Annotated in this window: 20 protein-coding genes; 11 read left to right on the top strand and 9 right to left on the bottom strand. The window is 62.8% G+C overall.

Translation table 11 applies throughout. The annotated features are described in order from the left end of the window. Positions 1 to 51 precede the first annotated feature (51 nt). Positions 52 to 1,605, bottom strand: coding sequence for a hypothetical protein (locus tag GRI55_RS01560; RefSeq protein WP_160765967.1), 1,554 nt, complete (start codon positions 1,603 to 1,605; stop codon positions 52 to 54). A 195-nt stretch (positions 1,606 to 1,800) separates the two neighbouring features. Here GRI55_RS01560 and GRI55_RS01555 point away from each other — a divergent pair, with 195 nt between their 5' ends. Then, complete coding sequence (locus GRI55_RS01555; RefSeq protein WP_160765966.1) at positions 1,801 to 2,346, top strand: hypothetical protein; 546 nt, start codon at positions 1,801 to 1,803, stop codon at positions 2,344 to 2,346. Between the two features lie 250 nt (positions 2,347 to 2,596). On the opposite strand, the gene GRI55_RS01550 is transcribed toward GRI55_RS01555, so the two are convergent. Together GRI55_RS01550 and GRI55_RS01545 are read right to left on the bottom strand one after the other, a co-directional pair. Next, the gene (locus tag GRI55_RS01550) at positions 2,597 to 3,052 is read right to left on the bottom strand and encodes a hypothetical protein (RefSeq protein WP_160765965.1); all 456 of its coding nucleotides are present in this window, start codon (positions 3,050 to 3,052) and stop codon (positions 2,597 to 2,599) included. 231 nt (positions 3,053 to 3,283) lie between these two features. Then, positions 3,284 to 4,414 (bottom strand): YihY/virulence factor BrkB family protein, encoded by a 1,131-nt coding sequence (locus GRI55_RS01545; RefSeq protein ID WP_307019754.1) that lies wholly within the window; start codon positions 4,412 to 4,414, stop codon positions 3,284 to 3,286. A 93-nt stretch (positions 4,415 to 4,507) separates the two neighbouring features. On the opposite strand from GRI55_RS01545, the gene GRI55_RS01540 reads away from it, so the two are divergent. Genes GRI55_RS01540 through GRI55_RS01530 form a run of 3 tightly spaced genes read left to right on the top strand, consistent with a single transcriptional unit; the run spans position 4,508 to position 11,153 of the window. Continuing rightward, positions 4,508 to 6,757 (top strand): autotransporter assembly complex protein TamA, encoded by a 2,250-nt coding sequence (locus GRI55_RS01540; protein WP_237452370.1) that lies wholly within the window; start codon positions 4,508 to 4,510, stop codon positions 6,755 to 6,757. Continuing rightward, the gene (locus GRI55_RS01535) at positions 6,757 to 10,965 is read left to right on the top strand and encodes a translocation/assembly module TamB domain-containing protein (protein ID WP_160765963.1); all 4,209 of its coding nucleotides are present in this window, start codon (positions 6,757 to 6,759) and stop codon (positions 10,963 to 10,965) included. Before GRI55_RS01540 ends, GRI55_RS01535 begins: the two co-directional genes overlap by 1 nt. Continuing rightward, positions 10,965 to 11,153, top strand: coding sequence for a hypothetical protein (locus tag GRI55_RS01530; protein ID WP_160765962.1), 189 nt, complete (start codon positions 10,965 to 10,967; stop codon positions 11,151 to 11,153). The genes GRI55_RS01535 and GRI55_RS01530 overlap by 1 nt, the downstream gene beginning before the upstream one ends. Before the next feature lie 197 nt (positions 11,154 to 11,350). Here the strand turns inward: GRI55_RS01530 and GRI55_RS01525 are convergent, their stop codons facing one another. Then, complete coding sequence (locus GRI55_RS01525; protein ID WP_160683805.1) at positions 11,351 to 11,644, bottom strand: putative quinol monooxygenase; 294 nt, start codon at positions 11,642 to 11,644, stop codon at positions 11,351 to 11,353. A 463-nt stretch (positions 11,645 to 12,107) separates the two neighbouring features. Between GRI55_RS01525 and GRI55_RS01520 the strand changes: the two genes are divergently transcribed. Continuing rightward, entirely contained in the window at positions 12,108 to 12,803 is a 696-nt protein-coding gene (locus GRI55_RS01520) for a hypothetical protein (protein WP_160765961.1), read from the top strand. Positions 12,804 to 12,985: 182 nt separating this feature from the next. Then, positions 12,986 to 15,163, top strand: coding sequence for a plasmid recombination protein (locus tag GRI55_RS01515; protein WP_160765960.1), 2,178 nt, complete (start codon positions 12,986 to 12,988; stop codon positions 15,161 to 15,163). Positions 15,164 to 15,335: 172 nt separating this feature from the next. On the opposite strand, the gene GRI55_RS01510 is transcribed toward GRI55_RS01515, so the two are convergent. After that, a complete protein-coding gene (locus GRI55_RS01510; protein ID WP_050600929.1) occupies positions 15,336 to 16,130 on the bottom strand; it encodes an SDR family oxidoreductase in 795 nt (264 codons plus the stop codon). 79 nt (positions 16,131 to 16,209) lie between these two features. Between GRI55_RS01510 and GRI55_RS01505 the strand changes: the two genes are divergently transcribed. The 4 genes from GRI55_RS01505 to GRI55_RS01490 all read left to right on the top strand — a co-directional run bounded on the left by GRI55_RS01505 (position 16,210) and on the right by GRI55_RS01490 (position 18,508). Beyond that, the gene (locus tag GRI55_RS01505) at positions 16,210 to 16,773 is read left to right on the top strand and encodes a TMEM165/GDT1 family protein (RefSeq protein ID WP_228135285.1); all 564 of its coding nucleotides are present in this window, start codon (positions 16,210 to 16,212) and stop codon (positions 16,771 to 16,773) included. Between the two features lie 109 nt (positions 16,774 to 16,882). Next, on the top strand, positions 16,883 to 17,344 hold the full coding sequence (locus GRI55_RS01500) for a Dps family protein (protein WP_050600927.1): 462 nt from the start codon (positions 16,883 to 16,885) through the stop codon (positions 17,342 to 17,344). 85 nt (positions 17,345 to 17,429) lie between these two features. After that, complete coding sequence (locus GRI55_RS01495; RefSeq protein ID WP_160765959.1) at positions 17,430 to 18,050, top strand: 6-phosphogluconolactonase; 621 nt, start codon at positions 17,430 to 17,432, stop codon at positions 18,048 to 18,050. Positions 18,051 to 18,139: 89 nt separating this feature from the next. Further along, positions 18,140 to 18,508, top strand: coding sequence for an NUDIX domain-containing protein (locus GRI55_RS01490; protein WP_307019750.1), 369 nt, complete (start codon positions 18,140 to 18,142; stop codon positions 18,506 to 18,508). Here the strand turns inward: GRI55_RS01490 and dinB are convergent. Next, a complete protein-coding gene (gene dinB, locus GRI55_RS01485; protein ID WP_160765957.1) occupies positions 18,505 to 19,632 on the bottom strand; it encodes a DNA polymerase IV in 1,128 nt (375 codons plus the stop codon). The genes GRI55_RS01490 and dinB overlap by 4 nt on opposite strands. A 65-nt stretch (positions 19,633 to 19,697) precedes the next feature. Here dinB and GRI55_RS01480 point away from each other — a divergent pair, with 65 nt between their 5' ends. Then, on the top strand, positions 19,698 to 20,969 hold the full coding sequence (locus GRI55_RS01480) for a multidrug effflux MFS transporter (RefSeq protein WP_160765956.1): 1,272 nt from the start codon (positions 19,698 to 19,700) through the stop codon (positions 20,967 to 20,969). Here the strand turns inward: GRI55_RS01480 and GRI55_RS01475 are convergent. The 3 genes from GRI55_RS01475 to GRI55_RS01465 form a co-directional block, all read right to left on the bottom strand. Further along, the gene (locus GRI55_RS01475; RefSeq protein ID WP_160765955.1) at positions 20,966 to 22,516 is read right to left on the bottom strand and encodes an acyl-CoA carboxylase subunit beta; all 1,551 of its coding nucleotides are present in this window, start codon (positions 22,514 to 22,516) and stop codon (positions 20,966 to 20,968) included. The genes GRI55_RS01480 and GRI55_RS01475 overlap by 4 nt on opposite strands. A gap of 108 nt (positions 22,517 to 22,624) precedes the next feature. Further along, complete coding sequence (locus GRI55_RS01470) at positions 22,625 to 24,496, bottom strand: acetyl/propionyl/methylcrotonyl-CoA carboxylase subunit alpha (protein ID WP_160765954.1); 1,872 nt, start codon at positions 24,494 to 24,496, stop codon at positions 22,625 to 22,627. Positions 24,497 to 24,571: 75 nt separating this feature from the next. Next, positions 24,572 to 25,486: a phytoene/squalene synthase family protein gene (locus GRI55_RS01465; protein ID WP_307020081.1), complete on the bottom strand. Its 915-nt coding sequence runs from the start codon at positions 25,484 to 25,486 to the stop codon at positions 24,572 to 24,574. Positions 25,487 to 25,491: the final 5 nt, after the last annotated feature.

Below are 25,491 nucleotides of genomic sequence, written 5' to 3'. Positions count from 1 at the left end.
GCGCACTCTGGCAGGCGGTGAGCGGTATGAGCAGGGCGAACGCCGCAATCCTCACCAATCTTCGGGCTGGCTGCATGCAAATATCTCCGGGCCGGAATGGAGGTAGATAGGGCCGTCTCGATTGGGGAATATCCACAGATCCTTCATCCCTTCGCGCGCCGCGACGATGCGCTTGCCGGGGATCACCATGCCTTCGTCGATGAAGCGGTTGGGCTGATCCCACAGCGCCGCGCCTTCATCGGCCCAAAAGATCATGTTGGAATCGCGATTGGTCGCGATGAGCTCCTTTGGCCGTTCGGAAGGATCTCGCTCCTCGAACCGGCACACACCATTGCGCGTAGGCAGCAGCTTCTTGGGCGGCGATGGAGGGAAAAGCGGTTCGGTAGCGGATTGCGACTGCATTCCGGGCGGCGGGGGCGGCGGCGGAGGCGGGACGACCGGGTTGCCCCAGATGCCGAACTTCCGGGCGCACTGGGTCGGATGCTCTCGCCCGCCCCGAAGGCGGTTCTCCGCCATGGTCTGCTCCTGCGCCAGCAGGCATTCGTTTGCTCGGCGCATGGCCTCGGCGCTGCTGATCCCTTCGCGGTCCCGATATTCGCGCACGGCAAACCAGTCATTGCCATATCCTGCCGCCTGATCGAGCGATTTGACCAGCACGACCGGGTGCTTGCCGCAGGCCTCGATGAGTTCAGCAGGCGGATCGGTCACCTCTGCGCGGTGACCCAGCTGCATCCGGGTGCCGACCCGCGAGAGCCGGGGCTGATAGTGGGAATTACGTGATCGGAATGCCATGTGGCCTTCGGCATCGCGATAGACCCCGGTGCCGAAAGGGAACATCACAAGCGGATCGGCGTCACCCTCCTCATCGATGAAGAAGCAGCCGTCGCGAAGTACGATAGTATCATAGGTAGCAAGGTCAGGTGTCGGCCTGGCCATCCGGTCAGCTGCGGGAAAGTGGCGGATGTCCGCTTTCACATCATCCACGATCGGAGGCAGGTCGGTCTCGAGATAGGTGCTGAAACGCAAGGTGAGGTTGACCGGAATGTCCCAATCCTCCTCCTCGCGCAGCGTCTCGAACCGGTCGCGCGGGATTGCGATGCTGAGCCACGGCGTACTCATATTGCCAAAGCCTTCCGAGGCGATATCCCGACCGATCTTGTCTGCCCATCCACGTGCTACCTCGTCTTGTTCCACGCGTGAGAAATCGCCTTGCGCTGCAGACAACAAAGGGTCGGATGTGTACCGACTGAGGCTTCGTTCGGGTGCGCGCAGGAAGTAGGCAATTCCGGTAAGGGAGCCGAGGCCATCGTTCGCAGGTCCATCGCTCCAGCGCCACTCAATCCCGCCAAAATTGCCCATTTCGTCTTTCTTGAGGCGACGCAACATGGGCAAGTTTTGTTGTTCGATCCGGTCGGCGAAGATGGAGCGTCGGTCCTGCAACGTCGGCGTATAGGGTTCGGGGCCGAGCCGCTCTATCGGTGGATAGGGCGGCGCTTCCAGAATGGTGGTATAGTCGCCTGAAGACGCGGATCCGCGATCATCGCTTGAGCCTTGAGCAGAGCAAGCAGTCAGACTGGCGCACAGGGCAACAGCAAGTCTAATCAATACACCACCTCCCAAATGTGACGATGTATTATGGAGCATTCTCGCTGAACGGCACTGAAACGAAGCGCTTTTTTCGTTATAATCTCATGTTGATCATGCCGGGCATTCAATAGCTGACGAGCAAATGACGACCCGTCTCAAAACAGAAATGAGCACTCATGATAAACCATAGAGCGTAACAAGCCTTGCACTGCTATGCGTTTGGGAATGAGGTACTCTCGCTTCTTCTGGCTAGCCACGGCCTTTGTCGCACTCGTGATTGTGGCTGCAGGTAGCTGGTATGCTTTCTCGCCGCGACTGGCGATTGCAGCACTCAGCAATTGGGACGCTGACCCCGAAGAGCTACTCTCCCTCTACAACCGGCAAGGTGTGCGGGCCGCATTCGAGCGGCAAATGTTGCTACAGGTCGATACTTACCAACCGCCCTACACGAAGGACGCCGTTCTGGATGCGATGTCAGACCCGCGAGCAGTTCGGATGTTCGTTAACGAACCTTACGGCGAATGGCAGTTCGCCGCCGCCGCCGGACTGCCCGCAGATTTTCCTGATGGAGAATCCGCGGGCCCCATGCCCCGCATGATGGAAACTGCCGATAGCTGGTCGTTCGATTGGTCTGGACTGAATACAATCGTCGCCACGCCGTCGGGTCGCAACGAAGCAAGCGGCAACAGCTATCGCTTCGAGCGGGATGGTCTCAGTTGGCGTCTCGTTGCCATCGAGCTTACCGTGGCTATCCGATAAAAGACCATGAAGGGCGCGCCCAAGCCGTTCGACGGCTCCGAGCCTAGAATAGTATAGAAAGCCGAATGGCGGCTTTTTGCCGTCTGACCACCGGAACCGGACTGTCTCTTCCCGGCCCGGTTTCTGCCGAAAATATGACGCCCGTAAGGATCACATTCCGGCCCACGGAAATGGCCGTTAGCGGTTGGTTTTGCGACCGTCGGCTTCTGGTCACATGTTTGCAGAAGCAGTCCCTTCGGTCAGCGCAGAATTACTGATTTGCGGATACGCGGCGGCCATGCTTTTCGCACAAGCGCTCTAGCTCATTCACCCATGGACGGCTCTCAAGGTAGGTGCTTGTGCCGATGTCTGCATCGGTAGGAACGACATCCTCGGTCAAGCTGAGATTGCGGGAGGACAATTCGAGGTTATTTTCTCCGGGGAACCATCGAATGAGCCGATCGCCTCCGCGCCAAATGACCCATACCACATCAGTGTCTCGGCCTCCGCGCGTCAGACCGACGACACAAGCTTGTGAGTCCTCCCCTAGCGCTTCTCGACGCAGGTATGAGCCAACAACGTTCTGATAGCTGGAGAAGTGCGGCCGCGTCTTGAGATCGAATGGTTTATAATCAGCAAGACGCGACGCGGCGAGAGGGTGGTCTTCAACACATGCGGTCACGAAGGTCATCGATGCTGCTGCGATAAAAAGATCAATATGGCGCACGAATGACTGCCCCCGTGTCGGCGTTAGAGGCCTAACTCGTATGCTGAGCATTAACGTCTGCTTTCGCGCATGCGGAAGGAGACACCCCCATGACCGCAGTTGGGCGCGCAAGCCGAAGGTCCGCTCCGCCCAACCCCATGCCAGAACCGGACGGGCAGGAACCGTCCCCTAAATTGTCATATCGGGCGAACCTTCCTACTCAAACGTCGCAAAGCGTAGACACCCATCGCCTCAATTCCTCAACGAGGACTTGATCTTATGAGATCGCAAGTGACGGCGGACGGCACGACGTTCTGCCTTTTCCATCCACTGGCTAATGGAGAGCCCGCCTTCGGCCAAATCGGCGAGAACCGCGCCCCGTTCTCCAATCGGCATTTCCTGACCGGTCGTCGTGTCGACCGTTGTTTGGCGCTCGATCTCGGCGTTCAGCAACGCACCACCCAGAACGCCATATGCGGACAGAAAAAGCCACATCAGGAAAACGACGATAGCGGACAACGACCCATACGTGGCGTTGTAATCGCTGACATAAGCTACATAGAACGAAAATCCGAACGAGATTGCGATCCAGAGTATTGTTGCGACGAGCGCGCCGGGAGCGAGCCATAGCCATCGGGCCGGCTCTCGGTCCGGTCCAAAGCGCATGATGAGAGCAAAACCAGCGCTCCCGAACAGGATCGATGCAATCCAGGTCAGACACTTAATTGCAAATGCAGCTGCTTCGCCGAGCAGATCACCGGCTTGCATTTGCAACCAGGCAAACATTCCGCTGCTGATCAATCCTGTCAATGCTACGAAAATCGCTGCCAACGTGAGCGCCGCCGCACGAAAATTTAGCGAAATAATGCCTCTTGTCTCGTGTTCTTCGTTGATGATGTTGAGTGCGCCAATCAGCCCGTTGGCGGCACGCATCCCTCCGAATACTGCGAAACCCAATGCAATGGCGAGTGCTAGCCCGGTCACTCCGGCATTCGCCGTGACGACGCTGAGCAATTGATTTTCGATGACCGTCGCCGCTTCGCGCGGGACCAGCTCGATGATGGACCGCATCTGTCTCTGGACGGTTTCGACGTCCCCAACCAATCCATAGACCATTACGGTCGCGGCAATGAGCGGCGTGAGCGCAAGGAAGGTGAAAAAAGCCACACCAGCGCCCAAAAGAGACAGATTGTGAAATCCCCACATAGTCCACACACGCCTAAGAATCTGTTTCCAAGCAGCTTTTGGCATCTGCCAAGGGCTTTTTGCAGTTGCGCCGGGAGCGTGTTTGGGTGATGTACTTGCACCATGGGTGGGATTATCGGCCTCATCTGAGGCTTGCCGACCGCTTGGCGATGATCCGGTTAGTCCTTCGTTATGCACCTTGGGTCGCTTTCTATGGTCGTCGATAATTTGCCTCTTGTTCAAACACCTCCGCGAAAAAATCGTGCCCCGGTTCGGCCTTATGCTGTCTCGATGCTTGCATCCGCGCTCGCTATCGTTGCTAATCCGGCGCTGGCACAGGATGTCGAGCCGACGGGTGATGATCCTTCAGAGCTTCCTGTCCCAGTTCCTCCTGCCGACGCGGACCTGCCCGAACTTGACCCCGTAATAACCGATGAGGAATTCCAGGACACGATACCGGAACTGGACCCCTCTTCCGATCCTGAACTCGACGCACCGATCGAGTCGATCGAGGAATTCGAACGCCGGATCGCCGCAGAGCAGGCTGATGGCAATCCGGCCGCGGGCCAGGCGCCGCCACTCAACGACCCTTCTCTGGCCGACGGCGACACGGTGGAAGAAATCGGCGATGCGCCGGTCCGTGATGCCGAACTTGTGGCTCCCCTTCCACCGCTTGAACAGTTCGAAGTGGAGCCTGTCGAGTTCGCTCAGGACGAGAGCGACGAGGAGGTCGTCGAGATCGCCTACTCGGTTCAGGTGAACGGACTCGATGCGGCCGATGAACAAACCGACACAAGCCTGCGCGGGCAGTTCGATGATTTGTCTGCGCTCGAGGACGGCGACGGCGAGGCAGCAAATGTCGCGCAGGTTTCGGCCCGGCTGACCGAAGACAGCGCCTTGATGCAACGCATCCTCGCTGCGGAGGGTTGGTACGAGGCACGCGCCACGACGCGTGTTGATCGATCGAATGAGCCGGGCGGACAGCCATTGACTGCAGTGATCGATGTCTTGCCGGGACCACGCTATGTTTTCTCCGACATTCTGATTGATGCGCCGCCTACCGAGCCAGCTAACCTGATCCGTGACAATCTGGCACTGAAAATAGGCGAGCCGATTATCGCCACGCGCGTACAGGGGGCCGAAGCCCAGGTGGCGGTCACTCTCCCGCAAAACGGCTACCCCTTCGCAGAGATCGGCCAGCGCGACATTCTGCTCGATCAGGAAACCGGCGACGGGGTTTATACCTTGCCGGTCACCACCGGACCGCGTTCGCGGTTTGGCGAAATCCGCACGACCGGGAATCTGGCCTTCGACGCCGAGCATGTCGAGGTGTTGGCGCGCTTTGAGCGCGGCGAGCTCTACGACAGCCGAATGGTCGACGATCTGCGGCAGGCGCTGGTCGCAACGGGTCTGTTCAATACCGTCTCCGTCCTGCCCGAACAGAGCGGAGAAGCGGCGGGCGACGGCACCGAATACGCGTCCATCCTCGTCGAGCAGGATGCCGGTCCGCCGCGCACCCTGGCCGGAAGCGCTGGCTTTGGGACCGGGCAAGGCTTCAGGATCGAAGGCAGCTGGACTCACCGCAATCTTTTTCCGCCCGAAGGCGCCTTGATCGCCCGCGCGGTGGCGGGGACGCAGGAACAGGGGGCGGGCTTGACATTCCGTCGCTCCAATGCGGGCAGGCGTGATCGCACCTTTCAGGCGTCCGCTGAGGCGCTTCACAGTAACTACGATGCCTACGAGGCGTTTACCGGACGCCTATCCGCGCTAGTGAGCTACGATTCGACCAATATCTGGCAGAAGCCCTTCACCTATGCTTACGGCGCGCAGCTGATCGGCACCAACGAACAGGATTACGACCTAGCTCTCGGAGAACTTGATCGCCGCACCTTCTTCATCGGCGGGCTGATCGGCCAGGTTGGCATCGATCGTACCGACAGCCTGCTCGATGCGCGCGAGGGATTCCGCATTACCGCGCTGGTCGAACCGGAAGGCTCGCTGGAAGACGGCTTCACGCCCTATGTGCGCGCGCGGGTGGACGGATCGGCCTATTTCTCGCCGACCGACGCGATCACGCTGGCAGGCCGGGTGCGCTTCGGCACAATCCAGGGCATTGACCGGTTCGACCTAGCGCCATCGCGCCGCTTCTATTCGGGGGGTGGCGGATCGGTGCGCGGCTTCGGCTACCAGCAATTGGGTCCGCGCGTCGTTTATCCCGATCCGGATTTCGAGCCCGATCCGGACGAACCGGATGAGGAAGCGCCACTCATCTACCGGCCTCTCGGCGGGCGCAGCCTCAACGAAGCGGCTGCCGAAGTCCGTTACCGCTTCGGCAATTTCGGCGTCGTCGGGTTCGTCGATGTCGGGCAGGTCTACGAAAGCACGGTCCCCGATTTCAGCGATTTGCGTTTCGGTGCCGGCGTTGGCGGGCGCTACTATACCAATTTCGGTCCACTACGGCTCGATGTCGCGATGCCGCTCGACCGGCGCGAGGGCGAGAGCAAGTTCGCAGTCTACGTCTCGATCGGGCAGGCATTCTGATGGCCGAAGACACGCAGATCGAACCGCCCCGCCGCAACCGCGCGCCGACCGTAGCCAAATGGGGCGCGATCGTGATCGGCGGCTTGGTGCTCCTGGTGGCGGCGCTTCTGATCGGCCTCAACACCGGTCCGGGCAAACGGTTCGTCGCGGACCAAATCGGCGCGCTGGAGTTCGAGAACGGGATGGAAATCGATGTCGGGCGGATCGAGGGTTCGCTCTACGGCGAAATGATCCTGCACGACGTATCGCTATCCGATCCCAAAGGCACCTTCCTGACCTCGCCCGAGATGCGGATGGACTGGCGCCCGTTCGCATTCATCAATAGCCATATCGATATTCGTTCACTGACATCGCGGCTGGTCACGCTGCAGCGCCTGCCCGAATTCAACGAGACGCCGCCATCCGAAGATCCGCTGCTGCCCGATTACGACATCGATATCGGCACGCTCCGGATCGACAGCTTCGTCGCCGAAGCGCCGGTCAGCGGCGAGCGCCGGGTGGGGTCGCTGGCGGGCGAGGCGCATATCGCCGATGGTCGCGCGCAGGCCAAATTCGATGCCGCGACCATAGCGGGCCGAGGCCGTGCGGGAGGCGACCGCATCGCGCTGCTGCTCGACGCCCTGCCCGAGGAAAACAAGCTCGATCTCGACCTCGACCTGAATGCACCCGGTGACGGCGTGCTCGCGGCAATGGTAGGCCTGACCGAGCCGGTCCGCATCCGCCTCAATGGCAATGGCAGCTGGGAAGCGTGGAACGGGCGGCTCGACGCCAACCTCGCCGGTAGCGAGTTCGCCCGACTGAAGCTCTCCGCGCGCGAGGGAACTTTCGCCGTACGCGGTCCGACCCGGATTGCGCGGATGTTCGAAGGGCCTACCGCCGCCCTGCTCGGCCCGGTGATGAATATTGACGTGACCGCCACGCTCGACGAACGCCGCGCAACGCTCGCGGGTAATCTCGACAGCGACGCCTTCCGCCTCAACACCAATGGGCTGGTCGATCTTTCGGACAACAGCTTCGAAGATCTCAAACTCGCGTTCGTGCTGCTGAAACCCTCGGCAATGGCGGAAAACCTGCGCGGCAGAGGGCTGCGCGCGCTGCTCACTCTGAACGGCGAATTCGCCACTCCGCGAGTGCAGTATGCGATCAACGCAAATCGCCTCGTCATGAACGACATGGGGCTGGAAAACCTTCGCGCGAGCGGCGAAGCGACGGTCGACGCCGACCGGATCATGATACCGGTCGAAGCCAGCGTCTCCCGGATCGAGGGTCTCGACACCGTCGCTGGCGGAACCTTGCGCGATGTCCGCCTCGGGGGCGACCTCGCAATCGACGGCTCGCGCATCCTGTCGGACAACATGCGGATCCGTTCGGACCGGATCGATGCCGGGCTGATCCTGCTCGCCGATATCTCCACCGGTCTCTACACGGGCGCGATTGACGGCAGGATCGACAATTACAGGGTGGAAAGCGTCGGCATCTTCAACATCGAGACCAACGTCGATCTCGAATCGCAGGACGGCGGTTTCGCGCTGGCGGGCCGGGTCCGCGCTCGCTCGACCAGCCTGTTCAATGAGAGCGTGCGCAATTTCCTCGGCGGCAATGCCGTTGCCGCAAGCGATGTGCGCTATGGACCGGACGGGGTCATTCGCTTCTCGAACCTTTCGCTGCGTGCTTCCGCCGTGCGCATAACTGGCGGCAATGGCTTCTACGCGCCAGACGGACGGCTCGCGCTCAATGCCGACGGCATCACAGATGCCTATGGCCGGGTCGGGGTGCGGGTGGCGGGGACGCTCACCGATCCCCAAGCCGTGGTCACCGCCGAGCGGCCAGATTTCGGCATCGGCCTCGCCAATTTGCGCGCGGACATCACCGGTACACGGAACGGCTACCGGCTCGATGCCACCGCCGATACCGATTATGGCCCGCTAACCGCAGATGTCGTGCTCGGGACGGGCAATCAGCTGACGCTCGATATCAATAGCGCGAACCTGGCCGGAATAGATTTCTCCGGCTCGCTGTCGCAGACTCCGGCGGGGCCATTCGCTGGCCGGCTCGATGCCAATGGGCGGGGCGTGGCGGGGATAGTGCGTCTCGACGCGGTCGGGCAATATCAGCAAGCGCTGGTCAATCTGCGCGCACGCGACACGGTGCTGCCCGGCCCCGCCAACCTCGCGATCGGTTCGGCAATCGTGGATGCGAGGATAATACTCTACGACCAGCCTTACGTCGTGGCCGATGCGCAACTTGCACAGACGGTCTTCGGCAGTCTCAACCTCAACGCCGCGCGCGCCAAGATCGACTATCGCGACGGCAGCGGCACCGCGAAAGTGCTCGCGGAAGGTGTCAGCGGAGTGCCGTTCCGCGTCGCCGCGAATGCCGAACTCCGGCCCGACCTGTGGCGCGCCGCGCTCAAGGGGCGGGTGCGCGGGATCGACTTTGCGACCACCAGTCCGGCGCGTATCATCCCGCGCTCGGGCGAATACGAATTGCTGCCCACGCGGATCGATTTCGGCCGTGGCAATATTCGGCTGGCGGGCACGTACGGCGCGGGCATCGAACTCCAGAGCCGCCTCGATTCGCTTGATCTGACGATGATCGACGCCTTCGTGCCTGGGCTCGGCATCAACGGGCGCGCCACCGGCAGTCTCGATTTCAGCCAAGCCAGTTCTTCCGCTTTCCCGCGCGCCGACGCACGCTTGCGGATCGCGAATTTCAGTCGCACCACGGCGGTGTCGGTCAGCCAGCCGGTCGATATCAACTTCGTCGGCAAGCTGCTTCCCAACGGCGGCGAGGCACGCGCAGTTATGCGCCGACGCGGCAGCGTGATCGGGCGAATGACTGCCTCTCTCACTCCGCTGCCGCCCGGCTCGGGCAGCTGGACGACGCGCCTACTGGCGGCGCCGCTCGACGGCGGGATCCGCTACAACGGGCCCGCGGATACGCTGTTCTCCTTTTCCGGCCAGCCCGACCAACGGCTGTCGGGTCCGATCGGTGTGGCGGCGGATTTCTCGGGACGGGTGCAGAGTCCGCAACTGGCCGGCATCGTGCGTGCCAGCAATCTCACCTACGAAAATCAGACCTATGGCACGCGGCTGTCGAACATGGCCATTGCCGGGCGCTTCAGCGGCGATCGGTTCGAGATCGAACGGCTGACCGCGAGCGCAGGCGACGGCACCGTCAGTGCGCAGGGCTATGTCAGCCTGGCGGAAGCGAGCGGCTATCCGATGAATGTCGAGGTCGCACTGGACGATGCGCGGCTAGCGCGGAGCGACGCGCTGTCCGCCACGGCGACCGGTAATCTGCGGCTGGCCAAGGCGGCCGGACAGACTGCGCTGCTGTCGGGCGAAATCACCTTGCCCGAAACGCGCTACGAAATCATCCGCCAGGGTTCGGCGCAGGTGCCCGAACTCACCGGCGTGCGCTTCAAGCCCCCGCGCGGACCGAAGCGGATAACGGGCGACGAGCCAGCCGAACCGCAACCCGGCCTGTTCGACCAGCTGCGGCTCGATATCGCGCTCAATGCTCCAGAAAGGCTCTATGTTTCGGGTATGGGGCTCGAATCCGAATGGCGGGCCGATATGCGCCTTGGCGGCACCAGTAACGCACCGCGCATCTCGGGCGACGTCGAACTGGTTCGCGGGACGCTTGGTTTCGCCGGTCGTTCGTTCGAACTGAGCGACGGGCGCGTGGATTTCACCGGCGGCGCCTCGATCGATCCGGTCATCCGCCTGACGGCCACCGAGGATATCGAGGAAGTCACGGTCAACGTGAACATTACCGGCCGGGCGTACGATCCGCAGATTGCGTTTTCGAGCGTACCCGGCCTGCCGCAGGACGAAATCCTGTCGCGCATCCTGTTCGGCAGCTCGATCGGCAACCTCTCGACGATCCAGGCAGTGCAGCTCGCCGCGTCGCTCAACTCGCTGCGCGGCAGCGGCGGAGGTCTCAATCCGCTCGGCAAGCTGCGTTCCGCGACGGGAGTAGACCGCCTGCGCATTCTCGGTCCCGATGATACCAGCGGCCGCGGAACCGCCCTCGCCGCAGGCCAGTATCTGACCGACGACATCTATGTCGAATTTATCACCGATGCGCGCGGATTCACCGCCACGCAGCTCGAAGTGAGCCTGACGCCATTCCTTTCGATACTTAGCCAGGCCGGCGGCTCGGGAGCCACGAATGTCAATATCCGCTACCGGAAGAACTATTGATGCGTAATATAGTAGGCCTGCTCGCACTCTCCGCTCTCTGCGCATGCAAAAGCGAGCCGGCCTTTGACGAGCGCTACGAAGCTGCGCAAGAGCAGATCACGGACAAAGCAGAAGAACTGGATCACGACTTGGACAACCCTTCCGTGGCTGAAACTGAGGTAGCAAAGGAAAATAAGTCCAAGAATTAATCTGCAGGAGGCTAACGCGCGAAGTCCGATGGCCGACTTACCGTTCTAAGCGCCATTCGCGGACCGACCGCTTACGGCCCAAAAATGGCTGGCCATCAACGTGCCTTTACAGCAGTTACACTCGGCAGAAGCGGTTAAACTCACAAGCGGCCGTTGCTTCGACATCAAATCGAAATGACAGGACCGGCGGGCGCGCCCTATTTCGCGGCTAGAAGCGTGAGCTTATGGATCTGAGGCGGCTCGGCGAACAAATCTTCCGCCTTTTCCATTAGTGCAGCAGCCACTTTACCGTCGAGATGAGCCTGTCGATCCTCCTCAGTGTCAAAGGTATCGAAGATGGCGTAAGCGCCGGGGCCTTCTTCGATCGCATACCATGTCAGCGTGCCGGGCTCGTCTTGCACGAGCGGGAGTGCCGACTTGAGGAAAGCAGCGATGTCACTCTCCCTGCCGGGTTTGGCCTTCAAAGGCACGTAAAGAGCTAGTTTGGGCATGATCACCTCCTAGATGGTGCGGCCGGGTAAGTCGGCCAACGCTATAACGAACAAGTAGGTCGAAAGGGGCCCGCGCGCCGACCATGCATTTTTGAAAACGGGCGTTCAGTGTCGGCAACCCGCACTGCGCTTAGAACCGGCGCGGAGGTCACTGCAATCACGGACATAAGGGCGATCACATTCAGCGCGATGCCGCAAATGAACGTCCGCTAAGTTCACTCCGCTGCCAAAACCGGTCAGTCCGAAATCGGCCCAGGTAAGGACGCTTTCTAATTCACGCTCCCGCACAGTGAGTCTCCTCGGGCATCGTATGAAAAAAATGGACCCGCGCAATAAAACCTTGTCGTTTACAATTGTAGCCGTCCTACAAGGCGTATCGCCGGATGAAATCTTGTTCGGTCCGTTTCTGTAACCCGCGGAAACGGCATAGGATATTCGCGGTCGGGCCCGCGAGGGGTGCAGCATGAACGACAAGAAAGCGCCACCTTACGAGGAGGCAGCGCGCCGCCTTGATGAGATTTTCGTGAGGACCCTCACATTCCCCAGCGTTCGCGAACTGAAAGCGAAATGCGGAAATGTCGGAAGCCTCTCCACTTACCAAGCCTACAAGGACCGCTGGGTGGAGGATCGCCTTGCAGGATCGGGGGTCGAGGCGGTCCTGATGGCGATGAGGATGGAGCGGGACGCACACGCCAGCGTCATGACCGTCCTGCACGGAAGGCTCGCTCGACTTCTTCAGATGTTTCCCGGAGCGAAGGGAATCTCAGATGATGAGGCCGATGATGTCGAAGAAGAGGCCGGTCCTTCGCAAGATCGCGACGAAGGCATCGATCGCGACATCACCGCAAAGGATGAATCGAGCGAATACCATCGTCGGGTTTCTGAACGTGTGCGAACCGTTGCCCAGCAATCGGAGGCCCGGTTCACCGACAATGACGACATCGATGCGGCAAGCGCGATGTCAACAGGAACGCCCCGATCGAACGCGTTCGGTCGGGACAATGCCGATCCGATCGATCGGGCATTTCCGTCGAACGAACACGCGTCACCCTCTCGTTCCAGCGGGGGTGGCCGACAGGCCACTCATCCCACTGGAACGAACAAGCCCGGATCGGGCGAGGGTGACACCACCGGCGGCCGGGAGAATAGTCGTGACTAGCTCCCTGCCGCCATGCGGCGACTATCCCGTCGCCGCTGCCCCGGGCCGTGAGGCGAGAGGGGCACCAGCACGATGCGCACTGTCGCATCGGCGAACGGGGGGTAATTCGCAGAATTACCCCGGAGTGAGTGTAGGGCTAATTCGAACCCCTGGTTCCGACCTTTCTGGCGAACGCGTTCGCTATGACTGAAAAACCCTCATACGCGATCCTGCGGATCGGCAAGATCAAGAGCTTGGCCACGCTCGATGCAGTGGAATGGCACAACACGCGGCAGATACCCGCAGGGACGGTAGAAGGCCTCCCGCCACCCGAAGACCTGGCCGAAATGAGCGGCACCTACCGTGAGCGGTTCGCTCGCGTTTTGGCGGAAACCGGAGCAACTTGGGAGCAGGGTAAGATTCTCGCGGTTGAGGTTCTTGTCACCGCCTCTCCCGAGTGGTGGGAAAAGGCTGCCCTCAATGAAAAGAAGGAATGGTGGAAAGCGCAGCTACGGTTCGCCAACGACCTGTTCGGCCCCGGCCTGATCGCGTTCACACCGCACGTGGACGAGAGCACACCGCATGCACAGTTCGTCGGTCTGCCACTCTATCGCGATATAAAGCGCAAGCCTGGCCCGAAGCCCAAGACTGCGGAGGCCATCCAGCGGCGTGCGGAAGAAGAAGCCCGTTCTGCGAAGATTTGGCGCCTGTCGCATGACAGGGTATTCGGCGGAAGCGCCGAGCGCTTGGCCGACCTCCAGACCACCTATCATGGTTACGTAAAACATCTGGGTCTCGCGCGTGGCCGGGACACAGTGGGCGTGGGCATCAAACACACGACGCTTAAGCATTACAAAAAGCTGCTCACCCAGATGGATCGAGATCTGGCCCGCGAGGCAGCCGAGCAGCAGGAAGAACGCCAAGTTCTCGACCATTACGATGCCGAGCTCCGGGAGAAATATAACCGGTTCCACGAGGACCGCCTCGACCTGTTCAGGCAGGAGGAGGAATTCCGGATCAAGCGCGACGCGCTCGACGCGCGTCAAGATGAACTCAACATCCGGGAATCTAAGCTCGAAGCCCGGGTAAAATTGTTCGAGGAGCGCGAAAGGGAGCTCGAAGAAAGTGTGCTGGCATTGCGGGCAGAAGCTCTCGTGGAAGCCGAAGCGCGCGCCCTCGCAGATCAGCGGCGGATTGAAGCAGACCGCGAGCGGTTGGAAAAACGCGATCAGCAAGCGCAGCTGCGCGAAGGCGAGCTCGCGACGCGCGAGAAAGCGGCCGACGTGAAAGATGAAGCGCTAAGGGAAGAGGGTGCGCGGCAGATGACCATCGCGATGCAGCTGCAGGTCGTCAGCGGCTTCTTCACCGGGCGGCTCTCCGGTCGGTGGGACCCTCGAAGCCAGAGGCCCCATGTGATCACCGGAGAACTGAGCAAGGATGATAAGGAAGCGTTGTCGCAGCCCTGGCCGGAATGGTTGAAGTTGACCGTGCGCCGTGCCGCGCAGATGGCAGCGGCGCGATCGGCGATTGCAGGTAAGGTTCGCAGGATTGTCGCTTCACTGCGGAGGAGGCGGAAGGAAGCGCGCTCCGCTTCGATCGCTGCAGAAAATCGGATCACTCAGGCTGCGGCGAAAGAGGCCAGCGCCGCGAGGCTCATAGCCATGGCTCAAGAAAATGAAGCCGCCATGGTTGAGGCCGCCACCGCGGCGGTTTCGCGCATTAGCAACGCCCGCGAAGAATTGAAGCTAGCCGAAGGAGCACGAGACGTCGCGCTGAGTGACGAAGCAGAAGCCAAGCGCTCCCGCGAGAAAGTGGAAGGGGAGATGACCTTGCTTCGCGATGAGTTGCCCGCCCTTCGGACCGAAAGATCGGATATCGCGGCGAGTGTGGAAACCTTGCGAAAGGAACGCGAAACTCTGGAAAACGAGATCAGGCATCAGCGATCGGAAGGAAAACGTCTTGAGGAAGGCCGTCGTCAGTTGGAGCGCGACCAGAATATCCATGCCGAGGCGACCGCACGCGCTGATCGGTCGAGGCAGCTTGTGGAGGACCTTTTTGCGGACAAGGTGGCTCTCGAACTCGACGGCGATGCTCTCCGGATTGATCCGGGGCCCGCGGCGCCGCAGCGCGACCCGGCAAGGATTGCAAGGACCGATCTAGAGCCGTGGGTGATGAGCATCGCGGACCAGCATCGTAGTCTCCTTCTCGCGTTGGGGCGGACGGAGGAGGTCGAAGAGTGGTTGAAGAAAACGCGCGCTTCGCTCGAGGCGCGCTATCCCGAGCGAGCCGAAGAGTTGCGCAAGGATCAGGCGGAAGAGACCAAAGAGCTCGACAGAAGGCTGTTCCGCCAGCCGTCCGGTGTCGATGGAGTGGGCATGTAAAGGATGTATTAAACGCGTTCGGCGGACGGCTTGAAGGCAGACTCTTGACCTTCCCACACAGTGGGATACATAGCTTCTCACGTTATCGAAAACCCTAGGTTTTCTGCGTTATTCAGGGGGCCGGGAATGAGGGTTGGAATCCCTTCACCCGCTCCACCCTCATGTTCGGCATCTATCGCGGTGGCATCCTTATGGCGCCGTCGAGCCGGAACTGGTGCGCGTTGATATAGCTGTTGCGGGCGATCTCGCAGATCAGCGAGGCGAATTCCTCCGGATGGCCGAGCCGCTTGGGGAAGGGCACGCTGGCGTTGAGCTGGTCCCACATCTGCGGGTTGCGATCCTTCATCCCGAGCATCAGCGGGGTGGCGAAAATACCGGGCATCACCGAATTGATCCGGATGCCGAGATCCATCAGGTCGCGCGCCATCGGCAGCACCAGCCCGTTCACCCCGGCCTTGCAACTGCCGTAGATGGTCTGGCCGATCTGCCCGTCCTGCGCCGCGACGCTGGCGGTCAGCGTGATGCAGCCGCGTTCGCCATCCTCGTTGACCGGCTGGGCATTGGCCATGCCCAGCGCGGACAGGCTGGCCACGCGGTAGGACGAGACGAGAATGCCCTCGGCCCCGAAGGCGTAGTCCTCGGTCGACAGCCGCTTGTAGCAATTGTTCTGCTTGTCCCAGCCGAGCGTCTTGCCGCGCCGGCTGGTCATCGCGCAGTGGACGGTCACGCGTTCCTGCCCATGCGCGGCGCGCGCTGCGGCGAACCCGTCGACGACCGATTGCTCGTCGGTGATATCGACACGGGCAAAGGTCCCGCCGATGGCCTGCGCATGCGCTTCACCGGCTTCCTCGTTGACGTCGAAGATAGTGACCTTGAGGCCGAGGTCGGCCAGCGCCTGCGCGCTCGCCTTTCCCAGGCCCGAAGCGCCGCCCGTGACAACGGCTGCCATACCCTGCGTGAGTTCCATGTCTGCTCTCCCCCTGTGTTTCGTTGCGGCGCGTGCTATCGCAAGCCGCGAAGCTTAGGAAGGGGGAGGGCACCGCGCCGTGACACCGCTACTGTTTGCCATGGTCGCCAGCTTTCTGGCGGCGACCGGCGCGCGCGACCAGATCCTCGTCGCACGGCTGGCGGGCAGTCTCGGCGCTTCGCCCGCGCTCCTCGCCGTGGCGCTTGCCAGTTCCGCGCTGACCGCAGGCATTGCCGCGTGGTTCGGCGCGCAACTGGCGCAGACGATGTCGGTGAACGCCGCGACCATGTTCGTGGCCATCGCGCTGTTGCTGGCCAGTTTCGAATGCGGATGGCCCAATCGTGAGAAAACGCCCCGCGAACCGACCCGTTCGCTGGGGGCGATCGCCATCGTCCTGTTCGTCCGGCAATTGACCGATGCCTCGCGGTTCCTGGTCGCGGCCTTTGCGGTGGTTTTCGCATCCTGGCCGCTCGCCGGGATGGGCGGCGCGCTGGGCGGCGGGGCTGCGGTAGCGCTGGGCTGGATGCTGGGGGCGCAGCTGGACGAGCGGCTGCCGCTGCGCGGTATCCGGATCGCGCTGGCCATCATCCTGTTCGTCTTGGCGGCGATCACGGGATTGAGCGCCCGCGGGATAATCGGATGAAGCGATTAGTCTGGTCGGCTATAATCGAGAAACCCTACAGCATCTCGCGTGTTGGTGTAGTGAACATCCCAATCGGGTCGATATCATCTCAGCAAAAGGGGTAAATCTTATGGCCGAAGCAGGCGACAATTCGAAAGCCGGTCTCGTCAGCGCACTCAACGGGGCGCTTGCCGACACCGTGGCACTCTATTTCAAGACCAAGAACTTCCACTGGCATGTGGCGGGCCCGCGGTTCCGCGATCTCCACGTGCTGTTCGACGAGCAGGCCGCGCAGCTGGTCGGCACGGTCGACGATCTGGGCGAGCGCGTGCGCAAGAACGATGAATACACGCTCACGTCGATCGGCAGTGTTGCCAAGGCGACCCGTATCAAGGACCAGGACGATGTGTCGCTGACCGCCGATGCGATGGTCAAGGAACTGCGCGACGACAACAAGACGCTGCACGGGCGTCTGCTCGAAGTGAAGGAAGCCGCCGAAGAAGCGGGCGACAACGCCACCAGTGGTGTCGTCGACGACTGGATCGACGAGTGCGAGGAGCGTGTCTGGTTCCTCAACCAGACGAGCAAGTAACCGCGCCAACGTTGACCCGGTAACGGGCACATGATCGGGCCGCCTTTCCTGTTGGGGAAGGGCGGCCTTGGTGTATCAGGGGGTCATGAACACTCCCACGATCATCGAAGGGCGCAGCGACGCCGCCATCGCCGACTGGATTGCAGCGCGGCTGAGCGAGGCGATGGAAGCACAAGGTGGCCCCGTGACGATCACCGTGCCAGGCGGATCGACCCCGTTCCCGATCATGGCCGCGCTGCTGAAACACGATCTCGACTGGACGCGGCTGGTCGTCTGGCCGGGTGATGACCGCGTGGTTCCCGAAGACCACGCTGCGTCCAACACCGGCAAGCTGCGCGACCTGTTCGAACCGGCAGGTGCCGAAGTGGTCACGCTGACCGAGATGGAAGCCGTCCCGCATTTCGCGCTCGCATGGCTGGGGATGGGCACCGACGGGCACATCGCCTCGCTGTTCCCCAACACCGATCCACAGGTGGACGATCCGCGGCAAGTCGTCCGGCTGACCCCCGATCCGCTGCCGCCCGAAGCACCGTTCGACCGGATCAGCCTGACGCTGCCAGCACTGCTTGCCAGCGATGCGCTGGTGTTCGTCATACGCGGCGACGACAAACGCGAAATTCTTAACCAAGCTATTGCAGGAACACATAATTTTCCGGTTGCGCGGCTGCTGCGCGCGGCTACACAGCCGGTCACATGCTTTACCTGATCCCGAAGCCGTTACACCGGCAGGCGCTGAAAATTGGGCACCGTCTGCGCCACCACTGGCGCCGGGTCAGCGGACGGACGGGAGTGGGGGTGAGCATCGTTGCCCGCGATCTCAACGGGCGGGTGCTGCTGGTGCGCCACAGTTACGGGCCCGAGGGGTGGTACTTCCCCGGCGGCGGCAAGCGGCGCAGCGAGACGCCCGAACAGGCGGCCTTGCGCGAGATAAAAGAGGAAACCGGCTGCACGGTGTCGGGCCTGATGGCGGTCGGGATCATCGACGAGGAGCTTGCCGGTGCGCCTCATCGCGCGCATGTTTTCGACGGAGTGGTCGATGCCGTGCCGCAGCCCGACGGGCGCGAGATCGTCGAGGCGCGTTTCTTCCCGACGCATTCACTGCCCGAACCGCTGAGCAAGCGGACCCGGGCGCGCTTCGCGCTGTGGCAGGCGCGCAGATGCTAAAGCAGCGATAGCTGCGCGTCGGGACGGGCGGGCTGCGTCTCGCCGCCCCGCTGTTCGAGCTTGGACAAGGTCAGCCCCATCAGCCGGATCGGCATGGGCAGCGGCAGAACCTCTTCCAGCAGCGCGCGCGCAAGCGTTGCGAACTGGGCCTTCTCGGCAATTGCGACATCGACCGTTTTCGCCCGGCTGAAGATCTGGAAATCGGTGTATTTCAGCTTGAGCGTGACCGTCCGGCCGCGGGCCTCCGCGCGTTCGATCGAGGTCCACACGATGTCGATGATGTCCTCCAGTGTTTCGCGCAGTTCGCCGCCCGACGACAGGTCGCGGCTGAAGGTCCGTTCGCCGCCCACCGACTTGCGGATGCGGCTGGAGCGCACCGGGCGCAGGTCGATCCCCCGCGCCGCGCGGAACAGATATTCGGCAAAGCTGCCGAAATGCGCGCGGAGCCAGGCGATATCCCTGGCGGCCAGATCGCCGCCGGTCTCGATACCCAGCCGGGCCATCTTTTCCGCGCCCTTCGGACCCACGCCGTGGAACCGTCGGATCGGCAGCTCGGCCACGAAGCGCGCGCCTTCGCCGGGCCGGATCACGCACAGCCCGTCGGGCTTGTTCTGATCGCTGGCGATCTTGGCGAGAAACTTGTTGTAGCTCACCCCGGCACTCGCGGTCAGCCGGGTCTTGGCGCGGATTTCCTGCCGGATCAGGTCGGCGATGCGCGTCGCGCTGCCGATGCCGAGCTTGTCCTCGGTCACGTCGAGATAGGCTTCGTCGAGGCTGAGCGGTTCGACCAGGTCGGTGTGGTGGCGGAAGATCGCGCGGATCTGCTGGCTGACCTCGCGATAGACGTCGAAGCGGCTCTTGCAGAAGATCAGGTCGGGGCACAGCCGTTTGGCGGTGACGCTGGGCATCGCGCTGCGCACGCCGAACCGGCGCGCTTCGTAACTGGCGGCAGCAACCACGCCGCGGCCGCTGGAACCGCCCACTGCTACCGGCTTGCCGCGCAATTCGGGATTGTCGCGCTGTTCGACGCTGGCGAAAAACGCATCCATGTCGACATGGATGATCTTGCGCAGGCCGTCGGCCTCGCCCGCTGTGTCATCCGTACCCGCTTCGCCTTCGCTCATGCGCGATTAGATAGCCCTGCGGGTTGCAAAGCGGAACCTTGTCCGCCACCTGACATTTTGTGCAGATGCGAAGCGATCCCCTTGCCGGCGGCGAACGCCCGATAGCCGGGGCGACCCCGGTCAAACGCATCGGCGAGCGTGAACTTATCGCGATGATGGCCTTACTGATGGCCTGCAATGCCTTCGGCATCGATGCGATCCTCCCCGCGCTAGACGATCTCGCCCTGTCATTGGGCGCCGTGGGCAACGATCGCCAGTTCATCGTCGGGGTCTATTTGCTCGCGGCCGGCATCGGGACGCTGATTCCGGGGGCCTTCGCCGATCGCTTCGGTCGCCGGCCGGTGCTGTTTACCGCGCTGGGCTTCTACATCGTGCTGTCGCTCGGCTGCGCGCTGGTCACCGATTTCACCTCCATGATCGTGCTGCGTGCGCTGCAGGGTTTCTTTGCAGCAGGCATCATCGCGCTGCCGCCGGCCATCATCCGCGACCGGGTGGGCGGCGACAAGATGGCCCGGATGATGAGCCTGATCTTCGTCATCTTCCTGCTGGTCCCCGCCGTCGCGCCGAGCATCGGGCAGGGCGTGCTGTTGTTGCTGGGCGACTGGCGCTGGATCTTTGTGACGATGGCGGTGTTCGGGTCGCTGATGTCGGTCTGGGTTTATATCCGCCTGCCCGAAACGCTGCATGAAAGCGACCGGCAGCGGATCGATATCGCGGTCATCGCGCGCAACATGCGCAGCGCTGTCACGCTGCGCTCGACCATGGGCTACACGCTGGCAAGTGCACTGGTGTTCGGCGGGTTGTTCGGCTTCATCAATTCCTCGCAGCAGCTCATCGGCGAGGCTTTCGGGGCGGGTGACATGTTCCCGCTGCTGTTCGCGCTGTGTGCGGGCTGCATGGCGCTGGCGAACTGGTCGAACAGCCGCATCGTCGAACGGCTTGGCGCGCGCCGCGTCAGCCATACCGCGCTGTTCGTATTCATCTTCGTCGCCGGGCTGCAATTGTGGTTCGCCTACCAGCCGAACGAAAGCCTGTGGACCTTCATCCCGCTGATGGCGGCTAACATGAGCCTGCTCGGTTTCATCGGGGCCAATTTCGGTTCGATCGCGATGCAGCCGTTCCGGCACATTGCGGGCGCCGCGTCGAGTGCACAGAGCTTCCTGCGCATGACCACCGGGGCGCTGCTGGGCGCGGGTATCGGCTATGCCTATGACGGCACCGCGCGTCCGCTGGCGCTGGCGCTGCTGGTCACGGCCACCGTCAGCCTGCTGCTGGTGCTCTTTTCCGAACGCGGTGCGCTGTTCGGGCCGCCCGATCCGGATGTCGAGGAAACCTAGGCTTCGCTGGCCAGCCTGCGCCACGCAAGCTCGGCATATTCACACAGCAAGGGACGGGTGTCGCGCGGGTCGATGATGTCCTCGACATTGAAGCGTTCGGCGCTGCGGAAGGGCGAGGTGACCTGGTCGAGCCGCGCGCGGATCGCTGCAAGTTCGGCTTCCGGGTCGGCGGCGGCTTCGAGTTCGGACTTGTAGGCCACTTCCAGACCGCCCGCGATCGGCAGGCTGCCCCAGTCACCCGACGGCCAACAGAACCGGTATTGGTAGGTTTCGGCATTCGACATGGCGCTGCCCGCAATCCCGTAGGCGCGGCGCAGGACGACCGAGGCGAGCGGGACGCTGGCCTTGTAGACCGCGTTCATTGCCTGCACCCCGTAGCGGATCGTCCCTGCCATTTCCGCTTCGCGTCCGATCATGAAGCCGGGATTGTCGACCAGATGGACGATCGGCAGGCGGAACTGGTCCGCCAGCTTGACGAAGCGCTCAACCTTCTCGCTCGATTTCGCATCCCATGAGCCGCCGAGATAGGACGGGTCGCTGGCAAGCACCGCCACCGGCCAGCCGTCGAGCCGGGCGAGCGCGGTGATGCAGGCGCGGCCCCACATGCGGCCGATTTCGAACACGGTGCCTTGGTCGAACACCATCTCCATGCAGCGGCGCATCGAATAGACCGCCTTCGGATCGCGCGGGACGAGGTCCAGCAGCGCCTCCTCGCGCCGGTGGACCGGATCGGTGCAATTGGACCGGCGGGCAAGCTGGCCGACATGTTCGGGCATGAAGGCGAGGAAATGCTGAGCGCGGGCGAAGGCCTCGGCCTCGCTGGCCACTTCGTCATCGACCACGCCGTTGCGTGTATGGATGGCGCTGCCGCCGAGGTCCTCCTTGGCCTGCTGGTGGTCGGCCGATCCCTTGTAACCTTCGCCGAGCCCATCGACCACCGCGGGGCCGGCCGCGAAGATCTGGCTGAGGCCCTTGACCATGACCGAATAATGGCTCGCCACCACGCGCGCCGCACCCAGACCCGCGGTGGGTCCGAGAGCAAGCGCGACCACCGGCACGGTGTCGAGATTGGTCACCACGTCGCCCCAGCCGGGGACCGCAGGGATATAGGTCGCGCCGATCTGTTCGAGCGTCTTGATGCTGCCGCCGCCGCCCGTGCCGTCGATCATGCGGATGATCGGCAGCTTGAGCTCGTGAGCCATCTTTTCGGCCTGGACCATCTTGCGGCTGATCCCGGCATCCGCCGCGCCGCCGCGAATGGTGAAATCGTCGGCAGTGGCAACGACCGGGCGGCCGTTGATCCGGGCCTTGCCGAACAGGAAGGGGGCAGGAAGGACGGTTTCGAGATTGCCGTCTTCGTCGTAGCTGGCCTTGCCCGCGATCTTGCCGATTTCGCGGAAGGTGCCATCATCACAGAGCGCGGCGAGCCGGGCGCGGGCATCCATCTTGCCCCGGCCATGCTGGCGAGCGACCTTGTCGGGTCCGCCCATCTGCTCGGCCAACGCCTCGCGCCGGCGCAGTTCCTCGAGTTCAGCTTCCCAGCTCAAAACCACTCCCGTCATGCTGAACTTGTTTCAGCATCCATTCTTCGGCTTCGTGCGAAGATGCATGCGGCGAAATGGACCCTGAAACAAGTTCAGGGTGACGGAAGGAGATTATTCCTCTGCAGGCTCCACCACGCACAGCACGGCCTCGACCTGCACCTGTCCGCCGGTTGCGGCCGAAAGCTCGGTCACGGTGCCGTCGAACGGCGCGGTCAGCGCGTGTTCCATCTTCATCGCCTCGAGCACCATCAGCCGCTGTCCCGCAGTCACCCGGTCGCCCTCGGCCACATCGACCGCGATGACCTTGCCTGGCATCGGGGCGAGGATAGCACCGCTACCGGCCGCCGCCGCGCCGCTGCCGCGGCTTTCCAGCGCGAACTCGAAACTCTGACCATCGGCAAAGACCACCGTGCGCGCATCTTCGACGAAACCTGTGGCATGCGCGGCGCCGCGTTCGCCGATGACGTCGACCGTGCGGCTTTCGCCCTTGTGGAACAGGGTCGCGGCGACCCGCGGATCCGCATTGAGCCGGAAACCGATCGGGCGGGGGGCGTTCTCCTCGATCGCGTCGAGGACCGTAAAGTCGGCGGCAGCCTGCCAGATCGCATCATCGGGCGCATCGTCGCCGACCAGCCGGTCGAGCTTGCGTTCGATGAATCCGGTGTCGAGCTGGGCTTCGACGAAATCGTCTTCCAGCAGGGCGTTGGCGAGGAAGGCGGCGTTGGTCTTGACCGGCCAGACCTCGACGCTTTCGGCGATATCGGCCAGGGCCTCGATCGCGTCCGCCCGGGTCTTTTCCCACACGACGAGCTTGGCGACCATGGGATCGTAATGCGGTGAGATCATGTCGCCTTCGGCCACCCCGGTCTCAATGCGCCCTTCGCTACCAAGGTCGAAATGGTCGAGCGGGCCGGTCGAGGGCAGGAATCCGCTGCTCGGGTCCTCGGCATAGAGCCGGGCCTCGATCGCATGGCCGGTGATGGCAAGGTCTTCCTGCTGGAGCGGGATCGGTTCGCCGGCAGCCACGCGCAGCTGCCATTCGACCAGGTCGACCCCGGTGATTTCCTCGGTCACCGGATGCTCGACCTGCAGGCGGGTGTTCATTTCCATGAAGAAAATGCGGTCGGCGCGCAGCCCTTCGCTGGCATCGGCGATGAATTCGATCGTGCCCGCGCCTTCGTAATCGACCGCCTTGGCGGCGCGCACGGCGGCGGCGCAGATTTCCTCGCGCGTCGCCTCGTCCATGCCCGGGGCCGGGGCTTCCTCGATCACCTTCTGGTGGCGGCGTTGGAGGCTGCAGTCGCGTTCGAACAGGTGGACGACATTGCCGTGGCTGTCGCCGAACACCTGCACCTCGATATGGCGGGGCGAGGTGATCCATTTTTCCAGCAGCACTTCATCGTTGGAAAAGCTGGCCTTGGCTTCGCGGCGGCAACTTTGCAGGTCTGCTTCGAAGTCTTCGGCCTTGTCGACCTTCCGCATACCCTTGCCGCCGCCGCCCGCGACCGCCTTGATCAGCACGGGATAGCCGATGGCGTCGGCTTCCTTCTTCAGCCGTTCGGCCGACTGGTCGGTGCCGAGATAGCCGGGCGTGACCGGGACGCCCGCTTCCATCATCAGCGTCTTGGCGGCATCCTTGAGCCCCATCGCCTCGATGCTCGCCGGCTTGGGGCCGACCCAGATCAGCCCCGCGTCGATCACGGCCTGCGCAAAACCGGCGTTTTCGGACAGGAAGCCGTAGCCCGGGTGGATCGCGTCCGCGCCGGTCTGCTTGGCCGCAGCGATGATCTTGTCGCCCACGAGATAGCTTTCGGCGGCAGGTGAGGGGCCGATATGCACCGCCTCATCGGCTTGCCGCACATGCAGTGCGCGGGCGTCGGCGTCCGAATAGACCGCAACCGTGGCAATACCCATTGCGCGCGCGGTGCGGATGATGCGGCAGGCGATTTCGCCGCGATTGGCGATGAGGAGCTTTGCAATCATGCGGCGGGGACTAGCTTCCGCCGGGGGAAAAGGAAACTCCCGTCGCTGCCGATTGGCAAGGACGAGCGGTGGCCTCTACCAGCCGGCCAGCGGCTTGAAGTCGTGCCGGCTCCAGGTGATCGGCTCCGCGGGCGGGGGCGGGCGGTTACGGACCGCTTCGAAGAACGCGGCGACCATGTGCCACATCTTTTCGGGGGCCGAAACGCGCGTGCGAGTATCCCACGCCAGCTGGCCCCGGTTCAGGACCTTGCGGCCGATCGCGCCGTAGATCCGCGCGGCGGACAGCACTGCCCAGCGCTGGCGGAAGCGCAATTTCCGCGCGCCGAGCTTGGCCGCCGCCTCGTGCTTCTCCATCAGGGCGATCAGGCGCGGCATCAGGCTGGCGAGGCGAAAGCGGTTTTCGGGCAGGGCGTGTTCGCCCTGTTGCCAGCCCATTTCCTCAAGCCATTTTTGCGGCAGGTAACAGCGATCGGCTTCTGCATCTTCGACGATGTCGCGCGCGATATTGGCCATCTGGAAAGCGAGGCCGAGGTCGCAGGCCCGGTCCAGCGTTTCGCCATCGTCGGGATGCACCCCCATGATCCGCGCCATCATGATGCCGACCGCACCCGCGACATGGTAGCAATATCGCAGCATGTCCGCTTCGGTGTTCGGGGTCCAGCGTGTCGCATCGAGCGCGAAGCCGGCGATCACGTCGTTGGCTTCGGCCAGCGTCAGGCCGCATTCGTCGGCGACCAGGCCGAACGCGTCGAAAGCGGCATCGGCGGTGGGCTGTTCCTCGAATGCGCGTTTGGTCAGCACGCGCAGGGCCTGCACGCGGTCTTCCGCATCCTTCATGTTGCCCTGGTCGCCCAGTGGCCCGCCCTTGTCCTGATTGTCCGCGATGTCGTCGCACCGGCGGCACCAGGCGTACAGCAGCCAGCTGCGTTCGCGGGTTGCCTTGTCGAACAGTTTCGAAGCTGCGGCAAAGCTGTGCGAACCCTGTTCGATCGATT

Origin of the sequence: Qipengyuania citrea (assembly GCF_009828015.1) — a bacterium.
Classification (GTDB): domain Bacteria; phylum Pseudomonadota; class Alphaproteobacteria; order Sphingomonadales; family Sphingomonadaceae; genus Qipengyuania; species Qipengyuania citrea.
Note: the sequence above shows the minus strand (reverse complement) of the source record. Positions and strands in the feature narration are given on the sequence as shown.